This window comes from Komarekiella delphini-convector SJRDD-AB1 (assembly GCF_014831675.1).
In the GTDB taxonomy this organism is placed as follows: Bacteria; Cyanobacteriota; Cyanobacteriia; order Cyanobacteriales; family Nostocaceae; genus Komarekiella.
Map to the genome: position 1 here is coordinate 157,916 of NZ_VJXY01000002.1, position 17,363 is coordinate 175,278.

The 17,363-nt window shown below is 43.1% G+C and carries 18 protein-coding genes; 10 read left to right on the forward strand and 8 right to left on the reverse strand.

The features are described from left to right. Positions 1-2 precede the first annotated feature (2 nt). The 3 genes from purF to FNW02_RS03440 form a co-directional block, all read right to left on the reverse strand. A complete protein-coding gene (purF, locus tag FNW02_RS03430; protein ID WP_191756187.1) occupies positions 3-1,508 on the reverse strand; it encodes an amidophosphoribosyltransferase in 1,506 nt (501 codons plus the stop codon). 183 nt (positions 1,509-1,691) lie between these two features. Next, on the reverse strand, positions 1,692-4,058 hold the full coding sequence (purL, locus tag FNW02_RS03435) for a phosphoribosylformylglycinamidine synthase subunit PurL (RefSeq protein ID WP_191756188.1): 2,367 nt from the start codon (positions 4,056-4,058) through the stop codon (positions 1,692-1,694). A 612-nt stretch (positions 4,059-4,670) separates the two neighbouring features. Then, on the reverse strand, positions 4,671-5,156 hold the full coding sequence (locus tag FNW02_RS03440) for an allophycocyanin subunit alpha-B (protein WP_191756189.1): 486 nt from the start codon (positions 5,154-5,156) through the stop codon (positions 4,671-4,673). Between the two features lie 169 nt (positions 5,157-5,325). Between FNW02_RS03440 and rlmD the strand changes: the two genes are divergently transcribed. After that, the gene (gene rlmD / locus FNW02_RS03445; RefSeq protein ID WP_191756190.1) at positions 5,326-6,741 is read left to right on the forward strand and encodes a 23S rRNA (uracil(1939)-C(5))-methyltransferase RlmD; all 1,416 of its coding nucleotides are present in this window, start codon (positions 5,326-5,328) and stop codon (positions 6,739-6,741) included. A 380-nt stretch (positions 6,742-7,121) separates the two neighbouring features. Next, complete coding sequence (locus FNW02_RS03450) at positions 7,122-7,574, forward strand: ATP-binding protein (protein WP_191756191.1); 453 nt, start codon at positions 7,122-7,124, stop codon at positions 7,572-7,574. An 84-nt stretch (positions 7,575-7,658) separates the two neighbouring features. Here FNW02_RS03450 and FNW02_RS03455 read toward each other — a convergent pair whose 3' ends face one another. Beyond that, a complete protein-coding gene (locus FNW02_RS03455; protein WP_191756192.1) occupies positions 7,659-7,943 on the reverse strand; it encodes a DUF6439 family protein in 285 nt (94 codons plus the stop codon). A 188-nt stretch (positions 7,944-8,131) separates the two neighbouring features. Here FNW02_RS03455 and FNW02_RS03460 point away from each other — a divergent pair, with 188 nt between their 5' ends. The 3 genes from FNW02_RS03460 (at position 8,132) to FNW02_RS03470 (ending at position 10,569) form a co-directional block, all read left to right on the forward strand. Beyond that, positions 8,132-8,494 carry a sll0565 family protein gene (locus FNW02_RS03460; RefSeq protein WP_191756193.1) on the forward strand — a complete coding sequence of 121 codons (363 nt, stop codon included), beginning with the start codon at positions 8,132-8,134 and terminating at the stop codon, positions 8,492-8,494. Positions 8,495-8,496: 2 nt separating this feature from the next. Further along, the gene (asnS, locus tag FNW02_RS03465; RefSeq protein ID WP_191756194.1) at positions 8,497-9,888 is read left to right on the forward strand and encodes an asparagine--tRNA ligase; all 1,392 of its coding nucleotides are present in this window, start codon (positions 8,497-8,499) and stop codon (positions 9,886-9,888) included. A gap of 372 nt (positions 9,889-10,260) precedes the next feature. Then, on the forward strand, positions 10,261-10,569 hold the full coding sequence (locus FNW02_RS03470) for an NIL domain-containing protein (protein WP_191756195.1): 309 nt from the start codon (positions 10,261-10,263) through the stop codon (positions 10,567-10,569). Positions 10,570-10,625: 56 nt separating this feature from the next. Here FNW02_RS03470 and FNW02_RS03475 read toward each other — a convergent pair whose 3' ends face one another. Together FNW02_RS03475 and FNW02_RS03480 are read right to left on the reverse strand one after the other, a co-directional pair. Continuing rightward, positions 10,626-11,303 carry a response regulator transcription factor gene (locus FNW02_RS03475; protein ID WP_010997804.1) on the reverse strand — a complete coding sequence of 226 codons (678 nt, stop codon included), beginning with the start codon at positions 11,301-11,303 and terminating at the stop codon, positions 10,626-10,628. 364 nt (positions 11,304-11,667) lie between these two features. Then, positions 11,668-12,099 (reverse strand): (2Fe-2S) ferredoxin domain-containing protein, encoded by a 432-nt coding sequence (locus FNW02_RS03480; protein WP_191756196.1) that lies wholly within the window; start codon positions 12,097-12,099, stop codon positions 11,668-11,670. Between the two features lie 246 nt (positions 12,100-12,345). Between FNW02_RS03480 and groES the strand changes: the two genes are divergently transcribed. Together groES and groL are read left to right on the forward strand one after the other, a co-directional pair. Further along, on the forward strand, positions 12,346-12,657 hold the full coding sequence (groES, locus tag FNW02_RS03485; protein WP_162394337.1) for a co-chaperone GroES: 312 nt from the start codon (positions 12,346-12,348) through the stop codon (positions 12,655-12,657). Between the two features lie 155 nt (positions 12,658-12,812). Continuing rightward, positions 12,813-14,450 (forward strand): chaperonin GroEL, encoded by a 1,638-nt coding sequence (gene groL, locus FNW02_RS03490; RefSeq protein ID WP_191756197.1) that lies wholly within the window; start codon positions 12,813-12,815, stop codon positions 14,448-14,450. A gap of 117 nt (positions 14,451-14,567) precedes the next feature. Here groL and FNW02_RS03495 read toward each other — a convergent pair whose 3' ends face one another. Next, positions 14,568-14,795 (reverse strand): type II toxin-antitoxin system HicA family toxin, encoded by a 228-nt coding sequence (locus tag FNW02_RS03495; protein ID WP_191756279.1) that lies wholly within the window; start codon positions 14,793-14,795, stop codon positions 14,568-14,570. Positions 14,796-14,802: 7 nt separating this feature from the next. Further along, positions 14,803-15,033 (reverse strand): type II toxin-antitoxin system HicB family antitoxin, encoded by a 231-nt coding sequence (locus tag FNW02_RS03500; RefSeq protein WP_191756198.1) that lies wholly within the window; start codon positions 15,031-15,033, stop codon positions 14,803-14,805. Positions 15,034-15,150: 117 nt separating this feature from the next. Here FNW02_RS03500 and FNW02_RS03505 point away from each other — a divergent pair, with 117 nt between their 5' ends. The 3 genes from FNW02_RS03505 to FNW02_RS03515 all read left to right on the forward strand — a co-directional run bounded on the left by FNW02_RS03505 (position 15,151) and on the right by FNW02_RS03515 (position 17,339). Next, positions 15,151-15,366: a hypothetical protein gene (locus FNW02_RS03505; RefSeq protein WP_191756199.1), complete on the forward strand. Its 216-nt coding sequence runs from the start codon at positions 15,151-15,153 to the stop codon at positions 15,364-15,366. Next, positions 15,357-15,731, forward strand: coding sequence for a PIN domain-containing protein (locus FNW02_RS03510; protein ID WP_191756200.1), 375 nt, complete (start codon positions 15,357-15,359; stop codon positions 15,729-15,731). The genes FNW02_RS03505 and FNW02_RS03510 overlap by 10 nt, the downstream gene beginning before the upstream one ends. A gap of 462 nt (positions 15,732-16,193) precedes the next feature. Next, the gene (locus FNW02_RS03515) at positions 16,194-17,339 is read left to right on the forward strand and encodes an ATP-binding response regulator (protein WP_191756201.1); all 1,146 of its coding nucleotides are present in this window, start codon (positions 16,194-16,196) and stop codon (positions 17,337-17,339) included. Positions 17,340-17,363 lie beyond the last annotated feature (24 nt).

Sequence of the window (17,363 nt, forward strand, 5' to 3'; positions counted from 1 at the left end):
CTCTACACCACAACCTTTTCTTTTTCTAAAATCAGCTTAGAACGCTTCACCTGCTCAGGAATCGTCACGGGATAATCTCCAGTGAAGCAGGCAGAACAAAAACTATTAGTGTCTTCTTGCGTCGCTTCTAGCATTCCCTCCCAACTGAGATAGGCGAGGCTATCTACTTCGAGCTGCTTAGCAATTTCTTCTACTGATTTGGTAGCAGCAATTAGCTGATCCTGACTATCAGTATCGATGCCATAGAAGCAGGGGTGAGTTACCGGCGGGGAAGAAATTCGCATGTGTACTTCCACTGCACCAGCCTCACGCAAAGTTTTGACTAGTTTACGGCTGGTAGTACCCCGGACAATGGAATCATCCACAATGATCACACGCTTACCCACCAGTACATCTTTGAGGGGATTAAGTTTCATGCGGATACCCGACTCACGCATGGTTTGTGTGGGTTGAATGAAGGTGCGCCCAACGTAACGATTTTTAATTAATCCTTCAACATAGGCTACACCAGAGGCTTGAGAAAACCCAATAGCAGCAGGTATACCCGAATCAGGGACACCAAACACAATATCGGCATCTACGGGAGATTCTTTAGCTAGTTGCCTTCCTAACCGCATTCGGTAACTATACAAACTTTCGTTGTGCATAACGCTATCAGGGCGAGCAAAGTAAATCATCTCAAAGATACATAGCTTCCGCTGGGGCTTTTGGCTCCAATGGTAAGAAGCCAAACCTTCTTCGGTAATCCAAACTAACTCACCTGGTTCTACGTCCCGCAGATATTCGGCTCCAATGATGTCTAAACCACAAGTCTCGGAAGCCAAAACATAACGGACTGGATTACCCGCCAAAGTGCCAATTACTAAGGGGCGAATGCCATTGGGGTCACGAACACCCATAACACCACTGGGAGTGCCAATGACTAAACTAAAGGCTCCTTGGCAGCGGTGAAACGCCTGAACGGAGCCTTTTAGCCAATCTGCTCCAGCATTTATGGCTTCTGCGATCGCAAAAGCGATCATTTCTGAGTCCGTTGTCGTTACTAAGTTGCATTTGTTCTCAAGCAACTCTTGACGCAACTGCACTGTATTGACCAAATTACCATTATGTGCTAGCGCTAATGTACCTAAGCGAGTTTCAAGTACAGCAGGTTGGGCATTTACTTTGCGACTAGAGCCTGTGGTGGAATATCGAGTGTGACCAACGGCTAGGTTTCCAGGCAACTGATTCAAGATGGATTCATTAAAGACTTGGGACACCAAGCCCATATCTTTGTGGAGGTGTACTTGTGTACCCTCAAATGTGGCAATCCCAGCTGATTCTTGACCCCGGTGCTGGAGGGCGTACAATCCAAAGTAGGTCAGCTTCGCAACGTCTTCTCCCGGTGCGTAAATGCCAAAAACACCGCAAGCTTCTTCTGGCTTATCAGGACGATTTTCATGATTATTGATTAGGTTGTTAGTCTGTTCGGGGTAATCATCCGAAGTGACGGGATGGATGAGAATCATGCTAGCTTTGCTCCTGGTGGGGGGGTCAAGTCACTGGGATTGTGTAGTTAGACAGTTCGAGATTTCTTAATAAATCTTTAACCATCCATTAAAACAGTACCGTAATTATGCTCAGGGACGCTAATAGTTCTAAGTTATGTAAGTTGTGAGTGAATCTGATACTTACAAGTCAGTACTCTCGACTCAGGACTGAGAAGTAGTGGTGTGGATAGCTAAACGTCTAGAGATGGCATTGTAAAAGCGATCGCTAATATCTTCGATCCTAACCTTGATTAAAGTTTGGTTATTAGCGGTTAAAACCCCCAAATCAGTGTCGAAATTACCCACCAAACCCAATTTTTGCCATTCCTTACCCAGATGTTCCTGTAAGTAGGATTCCCAAACTTCGTGGTGTTTTGAGGGTACAGAAACTAAAATTCGCGCTCCACCTTCGCCAAATAGCAATTCATCAAGGCGTTGTAATTGGGTAGGTGGTATTTCTAAATTGATTTCAGCACCGAGGTTACTAGCAATGCAACATTCTGCTAGAGCAATAGCCACTCCTCCCTCAGCACAATCGTGAGCTGAATGAACCCAGCCAGCATGAATGCCCTCACGACAAACTTTTTGTACACGACGTTCCAAATCAAAATCCACCCGTGGTGGTTTTCCGGCAACAACGCCGTGGATAGTGGCTAAATACTCAGATGCTCCCAAACTGATTGTGGATGCTAAAGGTAATCCCAGCAAATAAATCACGTCACCGGCCGCCTGCCAACCTTGACCACAAATTTTAGTTATATCGGGAATTAACCCTACCATACCCACAACTGGGGTAGGATAGATTGGTTGCGGAGTACCTTGGGAATCAAGAGTTTCGTTATACAAAGAAACATTTCCGCCTGTGACTGGTGTTGCTAATTCTCGGCAACCTTCAGCTAAACCGCGACAAGCTTCTGCTAATTGCCAGTAACCAATCGGTTTTTCTGGAGAACCAAAATTCAGGTTATCCGTCACCGCCAGAGGTTCTGCACCTACACAACTGAGATTGCGTGCAGCCTCAGCCACCACAGCTTTAGCTCCCTCATAGGGATCAAGGTAAACATAACGAGGATTACAATCTACCGTAGCCGCAACCCCGCGTTGGGTAATGGCACTTCTCCCCCTGCTCTCTTCCAAGGGGCGTAAACGCACTACAGCAGCATCCGCACCACCCGGTAGAATGACTGTATTGTTCTGCACTTGATGATCATACTGACGATATACCCAGCGTTTAGATGCGATCGTGGGCTTATCAAGCAAAGTTAAAAGAATATCATTCCAAGTTTGCAAATGTCCTGAGATTTCAACACCAGCAGTTGTACAGGGGGGTAAAGACTCAGGCGTCCATTCCCAAGCTTTCAGAGCATATTCTGGCGGTTGAGCCAACAATTCTCGGTGATAAACAGGAGTATTCTCCGCCAATGCCTCAGTTGGAATTTCTGCTGCTATTTCACCCTGAAACAGTATCTTTACAATGGGTTCAGCAATTACAGTACCGGCGACAACAGCCTGAAGCCCCCAACGGTGAAAAATGTCGATTAACTCACCCTCACGTCCCTTGTGGGCAACAAACAGCATCCGTTCTTGAGATTCTGAGAGTAGGTATTCATAGGGAACCATCCCCAACTCACGCACAGGAATTTTATCTAAATCCAGTTCAATCCCTACACCACCTTTTGCTGCCATCTCTGACGTAGAACAGGTGATCCCAGCTGCTCCCATATCCTGTGCAGCAACAACTGCACCTGTCTTAAACGCCTCCAAGCAAGCTTCAATTAACGACTTTTCCAAAAAAGGGTCGCCTACTTGCACTGCGGGACGGTCATCCATTGACTCATCACTCAATTCTGCACTGGCAAAACTCGCGCCTCCCATGCCATCGCGTCCAGTTGTAGAACCGACATACAGCACGGGATTACCTAAGCCAGACGCCCCAGATTTGACGATTTCTGGTGTTTCCATCAACCCCAGTGCCATAACATTCACTAAGGGATTGCCAGAGTAAGCAGGGTCAAAGTAAACTTCGCCGCCGACAGTGGGCACTCCCACACAATTACCATAATGGGCAATTCCCGCTACAACACCGCTAAACAACCGCTGGGTTTTTACATCTTCTAAGGAACCGAAGCGCAGCGAGTTTAATATGGCAATAGGACGCGCACCCATTGTAAAGATATCTCTCAGGATACCTCCTACCCCAGTTGCGGCTCCTTGGAATGGTTCAACAGCTGAAGGGTGATTATGGGATTCAATCTTAAAGGCTAATTGCAGCCCATCGCCTAAGTCCACAACACCAGCATTTTCACCAGGGCCCACGAGAATGCGGGGCCCGGCTGTAGGAAACTGTTTGAGTAAAGGTCGAGAATTTTTGTAACAGCAATGCTCTGACCACATCACCCCGAACATTCCCAGTTCAGCTTTGTTGGGATGACGCCCTAATCGGTGGACAATTTCTGCGTATTCTTCTGGCTTTAGACCTTCAGCAGCGATTTCTTCAGGGGAAAAGGGAGCAGCGGATGTGGCGGTCATGGAAGTAATGCACCAATTGAACAGAGCATTATTCTATCGATTTACTTGCCCTCTAGGTGCAGTTCTAGGAATGTAGATAGTTCTTTCTTTATTTTCTTCAAGTAAATACCCACACAATGTTTACTAAATTTTTACATAATTGGTTTTTTCTGCACTGACCTACGAGCATCTAGAAATGACTGGTCTTTGTCATGTAAGTGAACATTACAGATGCTATTAAGTCTATATGTCTACAGTAGGTATGGAATTACTAGGGTATATGCAGTTTAGCTGTAACAATCAAGTGATGACAATCACAAGTATCCTTGATTAAGATCGTCTCCATGCAATTACTAAGTAAGCATAATTAATTACAACTGAACTCTAGCCGAGTCATTAATAGGGAACACACTAATTGCCGACAGCCTCCGTAAGGAACTGTCGGCTTTTTGTCATTGGTCATTTAAAATGTCCCCACAACTGGTTGATAACTTGACAGAGATTTGCCACAGCCACTACCAAGTGTGGGGAAGGTATGATCAAATTGGGAATTTTATGCGTATCGAGCGCTAATGCTTAGCACTCAATCTAGTAGACCGCAAGTCCACTTCAAGAAACAGCACACACTTTGCATTAAGACATCGCTTGAATGATGTAATCAAAGTAGGGTGATGCTTCGATAGCATCTTCCGCACTTAGTAAGCCAAGGGAGGCTTTTTTCAGTGAACTAATGGCTTCTACCATTCCTGGTACGGGAACACCGAGTGAATTATACATTTCCCGCACACCAATTAAACCGATTTTTTCAATTGGCTCTTTGTCGCCAGCAAGCACGCCATAGGTAATCAGGCGCAAGTACCAGCCAAAGTCACGGATACATAAAGAACGCTGACGTTCTCCGTAAGCATTACCACCGGGTGAAATAAAGTCGGGACGCTTCTGCCAAAGCTGTTTAGTTGCTTCTTGAACAATCTTTTTTTCATTTTCAGCTAAGGTAGCAGCAATCCGCGTCCTTTGTAGACCGGTTTGCAAAAATTCTTCGATACTCTTGAGTTCGCCACTGCTGGGATAACGCAGTTCGTCGTCGGCTTTGAGAATAACTTGGCTAATTACAGTCATGATTATTGCAATCACGCAAAGAAATATTATTTGCTAGTTTAACGAGTTGTAGGTACACAAGTGAAGAGAGATGAGGGAGATGGGGGAGATGGGGAAGCCGGGGAAGCAGAGGGAGCAGCGGAAGCAGCGGAAGCAGGGGAAGAATTTCTAAGTTTTTGACTAATGACTAATGACTAAAATAATTTGGCAACAGGGTGAATTAATTGAAGTTACGATCGCCGACTTAAATGATACAGGCGACGGTGTGGGACGCTTTGATGAACGCGTAGTATTTGTCCCGGATACCGTTCCAGGCGATCGCGCTATTGTACGCTTGATGCATGTTAAACCTAAATACGCTCACGGCAAGCTCCAGGAGCTATTGCAACCATCTCCCCACCGGATTCGACCTAGCTGCATTGTGGCTGATAAGTGCGGTGGTTGCCAGTGGCAACATATTAATTATAATTACCAGTTAGCAGCCAAGCGTAATCAAGTTATCCAAGCTTTGGAACGCATTGGCGGTTTTGTCCAACCACCTGTAGATCCGGTACTCGCGGCTTCTTCTGCTTTAGGCTACCGCAACAAAGCCACTTATCCTCTAAGCAGATCGGCTACCGGACAAGTCCAAGCTGGTTATTACCAAAAAGGTAGCCACCAATTAATTAACTTAAATCAATGTCCAGTTCAGGACATGCGATTAAATCCTTTGCTGGCTGAAGTTAAACAGGATATTCAAAAGCAGGGTTGGCAAATTTACAACGAACAGCGTCATCAAGGGCAAATTCGCCATCTGGGTTTACGCATTGGACGACGCACAGGGGAAATGTTGCTGACTTTGGTGGTGAAGGACTGGAATCTACCGGGAATTGAAAACCAAGCCCAAGAATGGTTAAAGCGCTATCCCCAGTTGGTGGGAGTTTCTCTGAATCGGAATTGCGATCGCACAAATGTGATCTTTGGAAATGAAACCCGTTGTATTGCCGGAGTTCCCTATCTGCGAGAAAAGTTTGCTGGATTGGAATTTCAAGTGCGCCCAGATACATTTTTTCAAGTTTATACAGAAACAGCAGAGGCGCTATTGCAGATAATTCAGTCAGAACTTAATCTTCAAGGGCATGAGGTGCTAGTTGATGCTTATTGTGGCATTGGAACTTTAACTTTACCTCTTGCCAAGCAAGTACACCAAGCTACGGGATTAGAAGTGCAACCAGCAGCAGTAGAACAAGCTATTTTGAATGCTCAGCATAACAAAATTAATAATGTGACATTCCAAGTCGGGGCAGTAGAAAAGTTGCTCCCAAAAATGGGCACAATACCAGAAGTAGTTTTACTTGACCCGCCACGTAAGGGATGCGATCGCGCTGTCATCGATACTTTACTGCAAACGAAACCATCTCGAATCGTTTACCTCAGCTGTAAAGTAGCTACCCTCGCCCGTGATCTCAAACTACTCTGTCAAAACGGGCAGTATGAGATCACACGGGTGCAACCTGCTGATTTTTTCCCCCAAACGGCTCATGTGGAAGCTGCCGCCTTTCTTGTGCTATCACATTTGGATAAGGGTGCTAAGTCCTTCACAAAAACTCAAATTGGAAATTTGTAGTCTAGTGCATACTAAAAATGCTAAAATCGAATTAAGCTAAAAATAGATTTCATTTTGTTTAAAGAAATTAAAGTTGCATAGGCTCTTAAAAACATGAAATGGGTTGTCTAAATTACAAATCGGCAAATAGCAGAGTATAACAATACTCATCCAAGTTTTCAGCAGCTTTTAAGTTGCTAGTATTATCAGGTTAATCATCCCACCAGCCGTTATATATTCAAGCAATCCTAACTTATTCATTGAGTCAATGCTCCCTAGCATTTTCAAAATTTAGTTTTAAAGACGCAAGTTTGAAGGCAGCATGACCACCTCAACTTTTATCAGGGTGCCTGTTAAAGCAAACTGATGTCTAGCTAACTGAAAGCTATGGGGTTTCTCTTGTGATTACCATTTCACTTCGTCCCGTTGGACGTTACTGGGGCACAATTAGTTTCGCCTCTACTCTCTATCTTTGTCCGATATTAGATTTGTTGTTGGCAGAAATTCCAGCAAAGCTCCAAGCGGAACTGCGGCTAGGACTCCAAGAAGCCTTAGTAAACGCAGCAAAACATGGAAATAATCTTGATCCTAGTAAAAGAGTTGTAGTCCGTTTTTCTTTAATAGATAATCAATATTGGTGGGTAATATCAGACCAGGGTAGTGGTTTTTGTCCTTCATCTGCTAATGATGACGACGAACTAACAGATTATCTGCCACCAGATGAGGCAGAAAGTGGTCGTGGTTTATGTCTTCTGCATCAAATCTTTGATCAGGTAGAGTGGAACCGCAAAGGCACGGAATTAAGACTTTGTAAACAAATGGAAAATCGCCCCCGGCTATCTCTGCGACGGTGAGTACAGCAGGGGGAGACAAGGAGATAGCAAGACAAGGAGAGAAGGTAACAATAGTTAATGATATTGTTACTTTTTCCAGTCCTCTTATTTTTTATGTTCGCCGTGGCTTGGACAGGGTGGGGCAGAAATAGAGCGATCTAGCCAACCAACCGCCTGTTCTAATCTAGCGAGAGCTTCTTGTGGCTGGTTTTTGAGCAGATACACGACTGCTGCTGCTATTTGTTCATTGGCGCGAGAATTGCGGTTAGACTTGAGGCGATGCCAATCGTCAGGGGAAATGCTTAGCCTTTCCATAAGGGCTTGGGCTAATTCCAGAGTGCTAAATTCATTCAGTTGGCTGGTTTTAGGCAGCTGGGTTGATTGAGACATAATTATGAGTCCTTTTTATTTTGTCCTTTGTCCTCTGTTACAAAGTTCTGTTCGGAGGAAGCCTCTCTACGAGACGCACTCGCGTTCTGCTCAGACTTTGCGCTTCGTCCTTTGAAAAATTACCAATGACAAATGACAAATGACTAATGACAATTGGTTAACATTTAATCTTAGTTTACTACTTGTAAATGAAGCCGCCTAAACAATCGCAGCCGCCAGCAGAAAACCCAGAGCCAGATTTTGAGCAAGAACTCGAAGAAGTAGAGCGATCGCTCCTATCCTTAAAAGAACGCTACAATCAAGTGCAACGCGATCGCCTTTCAAAGGCACAATGGCAACAACGCCTCAACCAACTAAATCATAATAAGCACCAGACTCCAGAAATCAAAGCGGAGTTAGGGCACATAAAACAGCAGTTGGAAATGCTAGAAGTAAACTTAGAAAGCCAGTTATTCTCTTGGGGTAGCCTTAAGAAACCTTTCTGGCAAGCCGTCCGCTTTGGTGGAATGGGCGTTATTATAGGCTGGATATTGAAATCCTGTGCTGGGTAAATATGGTAAATCGACGGATTGCAGAAATATTGCGAAGTGGTCAACCTGATGAGTCTGTTGTAGTTCAAGGCTGGGTAAGAACCAAACGCGAGTCAAAAGGTTTTGCTTTTATTGAACTCAATGACGGCTCATCGCTAGCTAATTTGCAAGTCGTAATTAATCAGGATTTGCCAGACTACGAAGCTATCTTAAAACAGTTGAATACGGGTGCTGCTGTCGAGGTAACAGGGGTGCTGGTGGCTTCTGTTGGTAAAGGACAGCGAATTGAGTTGAAAGCAGAAACAGTCAAAGTCTACGGTGAAGCTGATCCCGAAACTTACCCACTGCAAAAGAAACGCCATTCCTTTGAATTTTTGCGAACCATTGGACATTTGCGATCGCGGACTAATTCCTTTGGTGCAGTTTTCCGCGTCAGAAATGCTTGTTCTACAGCCATTCACCAATTTTTCCAAGAAAGAGGCTTTTTGTGGGTACACACACCCATCATCACCGCTAGCGATTGTGAAGGCGCAGGTGAACTATTTAGTGTTACCAGCTTAGATTTAAAGAATATTCCTCGTACAGAAAGTCAAGCTGTAGATTACACGCAAGACTTTTTTGCTAAACCCACATATTTAACAGTTAGCGGACAGTTGGAAGCGGAAGTTATGGCGATGGCGTTTAGCAACGTCTACACCTTCGGCCCTACCTTCCGCGCAGAGAATTCCAACACTTCTCGCCACTTAGCAGAATTTTGGATGGTTGAGCCAGAAATGGCTTTTTGTGACTTGAAAGGCGATATGGACTTAGCCGAGGCGTTTCTCAAACATATTTTTAAATATGTGTTGGAAACTTGCCCAGAAGACATGGAATTTTTCAATCAGCGCATTGATAATACTGTGTTGGCAACAGCCGAAAATATTATTAATAATCAATTTGAACGCTTAACTTATACAGAAGCAGTAAAACTTTTAGAAAAAGCTGATGTCAAGTTTGAGTATCCTGTAAGTTGGGGCTTAGATTTACAATCAGAACACGAACGCTACCTAGCTGAGCAATTGTTTAAGAAGCCTGCGATCGTCACAGATTATCCAGCGCAAATCAAAGCCTTTTATATGCGCTTAAACGACGATGAAAAAACTGTCCGTGCAATGGATATTCTCGCACCCAAAATTGGCGAAATTGTTGGCGGTTCCCAACGGGAAGAACGTTTAGAAGTCCTAGAACGCCGTGTATTAGCGCAAGGGTTAAACCCAGAAGATTTGTGGTGGTATCTTGATTTGCGTCGTTATGGTACTGTTCCCCACGCTGGTTTTGGTTTGGGGTTTGAAAGACTCGTGCAATTTATGACGGGTATGGGCAATATCCGTGATGTGATTCCCTTCCCGCGTACACCGCAAAGTGCCGAGTTTTAATTTGAGAATTTGAAACCCAGGCTATTATAAATCCTGTCTACATCGGCTAATAAAAACTTTTAAACCCGCATTTGCGGGTTTTTCTTGTGTAGCCACATATTTTATAAAGCGATTAGTTAAAATTCAATATGCTTGGGTTAAGCATCTCTTTCTTCTCTCTGCGCTCTCTGCGCCTTGGTGGTTCGTTAAAAAGTTGACTTTGGTAACAGAGTTTTAACCTTAACTGAAATACACAAGAAATTATTTACTACATCTAGATTTATGGTTTGCAAAGGCAAATACTTTCTTGCTTGCATGGGATAAGTAACGCTAGTGTTAAAAGAAATCGTCCAAAGCGAAATCCTCATCCAAGAAGTCGAGTAGGAAGCTAGAATGGCAATTCCAAATAAACAGGTAAAATTTAATACTGATATTTTAGATAATAGACGCACCCAAACTCGCATCCAAGTTCACATACCTAAAGATTTGCATGAGGAACCAGTCATTTCACGACTGGTTTCTCATTATGGCATCACGGTAATTATTGTTGATGCTCAGGTAAGCGCAAACGTGCCTGAATGTAGTTGTTTTAATCTGGAACTACGAGGTACTGTTTCTCAAATTGAAAGTGCTTTAACTTACCTGGATGAACTGGATTTAGAAGTATTGCACCAATCCAACTCTGAAGAAGATGGTTGGTAAATTGAGTGCTGAGTCAAAAACACTCAGCACTCACCACTCACGACTTGGTACTAAATTTAAGCCATTTGATTTTCAATCGCCCACCGTGCTAGTTCAGTGCGGTTATGGAGATTGGTTTTGCCCAACATGTTGGACACATGGCTTTCAACCGTTCGCTGACTAACATTTAATTCTTCAGCAATTTCCCGGTTAGCTAAACCCCTGGCTACAAACTGGACTACTTTCAGTTCTGTTGGGGTCAATTGCACATCGAAGGGAACCTGGATGCGGGAACCGTTTTCTCCTCCTTTTGCTTGGTGTTCTTTCCAACGGATAGTTTGTTTGAGAGAGGATTCTACTTGCGCTACGAGTTCTTCTGGCTCAAAGGGCTTGACCATATATACATCAGCACCTTTATTCAAACCTTTAACTCGATCCGCGCTTTGTCCCTTAGCTGAAAGGAAAAGAACGGGAATCCAGCTGGTTCGTTCGTTTTGCCGGACTTGTTCCACAAAAGTATATCCATCCATTTCCGGCATCATCACGTCGCAGATGATCATGTCTGGAACATCATGCTCTAAAATTTCCAGAGCTTCTCGTCCATTTTCAGCGGTGATGACTTCATATCCCCGGAATTCTAAGTAATCCTTCACCAGCAAGATGAGGTTAGGGTCATCATCAATCAATAGAAGTCGTTTGTGATCTTTCATGCTGGGCTCTTTCATAGCAGTGGCACTTGTCGCGCTTCGGTCCATCAATGTCTTGAATAGTTATCCTCTATGGTGGATTATTTGAGATGTTGTCTTTTTTCCCACTTAACTTGCCTTTGCTGCCTCGAAGTCCCAAAAGTGTTGAAGCACTTTTAAGAAATTAGTAGCTCGATGGCAAAAGTCCAGCAAGGATACGTATAGCAGTAGTATCTATAATGCGCTATTATATATCGCTTTGAAAGTGGCGGGCTAAAAAACACTAATTAAATAATCCTTCTGATTCACAAGTAAGTACTGGCTTAAGATGACCCTACCTCAAAACCAACCCGCGCTTTCTTAAAGCTTACTGCCATACCATATCCTTCGGATGTGAAGTCTTTACGAGACATTCACAAGAAACTAGGGAAGTTTATGGCAAAAGATGGGTTAAAAATGCATATTTTTTTACCACTCTATTGCCTATTAAGTGTTCTTGGATAATCCGCTCAATGACTTCCGAGTTTGCTTGGCGATACCAGATACCATCCGGGTAAACAACCATTATCAGTCTAGAACAACAAACACGCAAGCAATTAGCCTTAGTTCTAAAGACATAAATGGGACGACTATCTTGCGTCTGGTCGAGTTTTAGCTCTTTAAGTCGCGTTTTCAAGTATTCCCAAGACTCCAGACTAGCTTGTTTTGAGCAGCACTTAGCAATTTGGTCAGCACAAACAAAAATGTGTCGCTGAATTTTAGCCAGTCCTAGAGATTCTACACAATTACTTAGGGCTTTATGTTCTGGAGATTTAGTAGTTTTGGGGATTGGATGGCTGGACTGGATCACTGGATTGTTACTCATCGAGCGGCTCCCTGATTACAGTTCTATAACAATTTCCCAGGTTTGCAAATAAAGTTGTCTATATAAAAATATTCGGAACTTACGGAACGGAACCTGAAAGTCAAGAATAATTAAGCATTTATACTTAAGTAGTCCTGCGTTCCTCTAGTTCGGGAACCCGTACTAAGGAAATTGTTGCCATTGCATGATGCTTTTCGGTAAATTAGCACTCAGGAGTCGAGAGTGCTAAACTCTGGAGAAATTATTATGGCAGCTGTATCTCTAAGCGTTTCTACAGTTAAACCTTTAAGCGATCGCGTTTTTGTGAAAGTGAGCGCCTCTGAAGAAAAAACCGCAGGTGGTCTGTATTTACCCGACACCGCTAAAGAAAAGCCCCAGGTAGGGGAAGTAGTCGCCCTTGGCCCTGGCAAGCGTAACGACGACGGTAGCCGTCAGGAATTGGAAATTAAAGTCGGCGACAAGGTGTTGTACTCCAAGTACGCCGGCACCGACATCAAGCTCGGCACTGAAGAATATGTACTGCTTTCTGAAAAAGATATTTTAGCAGTCGTTATCTAACTGGAATGGGGAATAGGGAACAGGGAATAGGGAATAGGGAACAGGAAATGTCAAAAACAAAGACAATCACCGATGCCCAATACCCGATACTCAATACCTAATGCCCAATGCCCAATTCAAGAAAAAGTTGACTTACTCCCTGAATTTAGACACCTATGGCAAAGCGCATTATCTACAACGAAAACGCCCGTCGTGCCTTAGAGCGAGGCATTGACATCCTAGCCGAGGCTGTAGCTGTTACCCTTGGCCCCAAAGGTCGTAACGTAGTCCTAGAAAAGAAATTTGGCGCACCGCAAATTGTTAATGACGGTGTAACCATCGCTAAAGAAATTGAATTAGAAGACCACATTGAAAATACTGGCGTGGCTCTAATTCGTCAAGCTGCTTCTAAAACCAACGATGCTGCGGGCGATGGTACTACTACTGCCACCGTTTTAGCTCACGCTATCGTCAAAGAAGGCTTGCGGAACGTTGCAGCTGGTGCTAATGCGATATTGCTGAAGCGCGGTATTGATAAAGCTACCAACTTCCTGGTAGATAAAATTGCTGAACACGCTCGTCCTGTAGAAGATTCTAAAGCCATTGCTCAAGTGGGTTCTATCTCAGCTGGCAACGATGAAGAAGTTGGTCAGATGATAGCCCAAGCCATGGACAAAGTAGGCAAAGAAGGCGTAATTTCCCTTGAAGAAGGGAAATCTATGTTCACTGAGTTGGAAATCACTGAAGGGATGCGCTTTGATAAAGGCTACATCTCTCCCTATTTCGCCACTGACCCTGAGCGGATGGAAGCGATTTTCGATGAGCCTTATCTGTTACTAACTGACAAGAAAATCGCCTTAGTACAAGACCTTGTACCAGTTCTAGAGCAAGTAGCTCGTGCAGGTCGCCCTCTAGTGATTATTGCCGAAGATATCGAAAAAGAAGCTTTGGCAACCTTAGTAGTAAACCGCCTACGCGGTGTACTAAATGTTGCTGCTGTTAAGGCTCCTGGTTTTGGCGATCGCCGCAAAGCTATGCTAGAAGACATAGCCGTATTGACTGGTGGTCAACTAGTCACTGAAGATGCTGGTTTGAAGTTAGAAAATACCAAGCTGGAGAGCTTGGGCAAAGCTCGCCGCATCACCATCACCAAGGACAACACCACAATTGTTGCCGAAGGTAATGAAGCTGGTGTCAAGGCTCGTGTTGAGCAGATTCGTCGTCAAATTGAAGAAACCGAATCTTCCTACGATAAAGAGAAGCTGCAAGAGCGTCTTGCTAAACTCTCTGGTGGTGTCGCCGTGGTAAAAGTCGGTGCAGCCACCGAAACAGAAATGAAAGACAAAAAGCTGCGCCTAGAAGACGCTATCAACGCTACCAAAGCTGCTGTGGAAGAAGGTATCGTTCCTGGCGGTGGTACAACTCTGGCTCACTTAGCTCCCGATTTGGAGACTTGGGCAAAGAGCAGTCTTAAGGATGAAGAGTTGATTGGGGCTTTGATTGTCGCTCGTGCTTTGCCTGCGCCTCTGAAGCGGATTGCTGAAAACGCTGGTCAGAATGGTGCTGTCATCGCTGAACGCGTCAAAGAGAAGGAATTCAACATTGGCTATAACGCCGCAACCAACGAGTTCGTCGATTTGTTAGCTGCTGGTATTGTTGACCCTGCCAAGGTAACTCGTTCTGCTCTGCAAAATGCTGCTTCTATTGCTGGTATGGTGTTGACAACCGAATGTATCGTAGTTGACAAACCTGAGCCGAAAGATGCTGCTCCTGCTGCTGGTGGTGGTATGGGTGGCGGCGACTTCGATTACTAATATTCTGTAATCAGTCATTTATATTGAAAAACAGCTGCTTCCTGATGGAGGCGGCTATTTTTTTGTTGGAACGGAGAAAGAACAGGGGAGGGCAATCGCACTTGGCGTTTTTGATTTTCAAGATTGGTTAAGAAAATCGTCTGGCTGAATGCCAGCTTGTTTTAAAATCGCACGCAATATTCCCTCTGGCATATCACCTAAATGATTGGGAATAGTAGTATAACGATTAGTTTCAGGATTAAACCAAATTTCATGGCTTCCTGCGGACTGACGGTAAAAAATAAACCCAAAAGATTTGATAATTTTGATAATCTGTCTATAGCTAAACCCAGCTAACCTACCTATGAATTAACTACTGACTTACAACTAAAGGATAGTTAAACTGCTCAGCTATTGGTTGCAAATAATCTGGTTCATTGTTTTGAGACTGAGCTTCTAGTAACTTACGTGCTACATCATGAGCAATTTCTAAAGTTTCCGCGACCGTACGTCCTTGAGTAACTAAGCCTTGAAGCTCATCAGATGTTGCTAAATAAACTCCTTCTGGTAATTTTTCAATGTGGATGTTTAGTAATCTTTCCATTATTTATGTAGACATTACTTGTTGAGGTTGTCTAATTGTTAGAATATCGCTTTCTTAAAATTTTGGTTTTGGAGTTACGATCAAATAAGTTTAACATTGCATCTAATGTGAAAAATAATGCTACCTTTTAAGAAAAAAATTGTTACTGATGAAGCCATGCGTCCGGTAGCAGTATTGATTGATTACCAGGACTGGCAGCAAATTGAGAAGATATTAGAGGAGCATCAATCACAAAAAAAACAAGAATTTGATTTAAACAAGTATAAGGGTGTAATTAAATTAACTCAAGACCCTCTGGAATATCAGCAGCAAATTAGGGACGAGTGGCGTTGATACAACCTTTAATATTGTTAGATACAAATATAGCCTTATATTTTTTGGGTGGTCGGTTGGTAAATCCACTACCATCAGGACAATATTTTATTTCAGTGATTACTGAGATTGAATTACTCTCTTATCCGAGTTTTAGTCTAGAAGAAGAAACACAAATTATTGATTTTTTAAATAAAATTAGAGTTGTCGGTGTTGATAATAATATTAAGAATTTAACAATCGAATTTCGCAAACAATATAAACTCAGGCTTCCTGACGCAATAATTGTAGCAACTGCAAAATATCTAAACGCAATATTGTTTACGAATGATATAAGACTGGCTAGATTAATAGAAATTAACACTCAAACGGTACAAATTGTGTAATTGTTAGCGATCGCCTATTTTGAGATCAGGTGTTTGCCTCGTCATTCCTAATCGCAATCAATAATTCACGCCAAAAAATGTCTAGAGGCAATGGCTTACCTTATGCAATCTATTCGGAAAATAAATTGTGCCTAATGCTAATTAAAAGCTATCCTACTTACGGGATTTACTCTACTATAAAGAGCAAGTTACTTTAAAAAATTGGGCACTATTAACTTAGGGCGATCGCTTACACGATTCTATTTCTAAAATTTTACCAGCCATAATTATATTAGCGAGTTATTTTTTGGCAAAAAACCCAGTGCAGTTAAACCAAGCAGAAAAATCCCTAGTCCATTGATATCAAATTACTAGTAAATAATATTTGTTGCATGAGAGGAAAACTAAAATTTATAGAAAAAATTTGCTCCAAATGCAACTAATTTTACAAAAATTTACTTTTACCCCAAACCTTGTCGCGACATGAATTTACAATCTTCTCGCTCTGACAAAATTTTGGTTGTCGATGACTCTCCTGATAACGTATTTTTGATTAAAACAATCTTGGAAGAAGAAGGTTACACAATTAGCACCGCAGAAAATGGTATTTCAGCATTGGCAGAACTTAAAGCATCTCCTTGTGACTTAGTGTTGCTGGATCTAATGATGCCAGGAATGGACGGGTACGAAGTTACCAAGCACATTCGTGGAGATATGAAGTTACCGCAATATATCCCAATACTGCTGATCACCGCCCATGATGCGCCCAATGTCGCCCGCGGGTTAGATTTGGGTGCTGATGATTTTATCCGCAAACCTGTAACTGTAGATGAATTGCTAGCTAGGGTGCGATCGCTTTTGCGTTTGAAGCATAGTATGGATGAACGCGATGAAATTGCCCGCCAGCGAGAAGACTTTGTTTCGCGCCTTACCCACGATTTACGCACTCCGTTAGTGGCGGCTGATCGGATGTTGATGCTGTTTCAGCAGGGTGCTTTAGGAGGTTTATCATCGCAAATGCAGGAAGTAATTGCCATCATGGCTCGCAGCAATACTAATCTGCTTTCTATGGTCAATACTTTATTGGAAGTTTATCGCTTTGAAGCCGGCCGTAAAACTTTGGCGCTTCAACCAGTTAATCTGAGTAGGTTGCTAGAGGAGGTAACTGGAGAATTGACACCTTTGGCTCAAGCCAAAACACTATCAATAAATCTAGATTTTACTGAGGATTTAAGCACGAATACAGTGATGGGCGATCGCTTAGAACTGCATCGTTTATTCACTAACCTCATAGGTAATGCTATCAAATTTACTGATTCTGGTTCTGTTACCATTCGTCTGACATCTCAACGCCAATTAGACGAAAGCAACCAGTCTCAGTTATCTTGGAAATCCAATTCTGTTGATTACATGAGCATAGAAATAGCAGATACCGGCCCAGGTATTTCCTCTCAAGAACAAGCTACCTTATTTGAACGATTTCGCCAGGGTAGCCATAAGAGTTCTGGTAGTGGCTTAGGATTGTATCTTTCCCGCCGAATTGTCGAGGCCCATCAAGGCACAATCCGCCTCAATTCACATCTGGGTGAAGGTAGTAAATTTATTGTACTTCTACCTCTAAAATCATAAAAAAATTAAAATATAAAATATGAA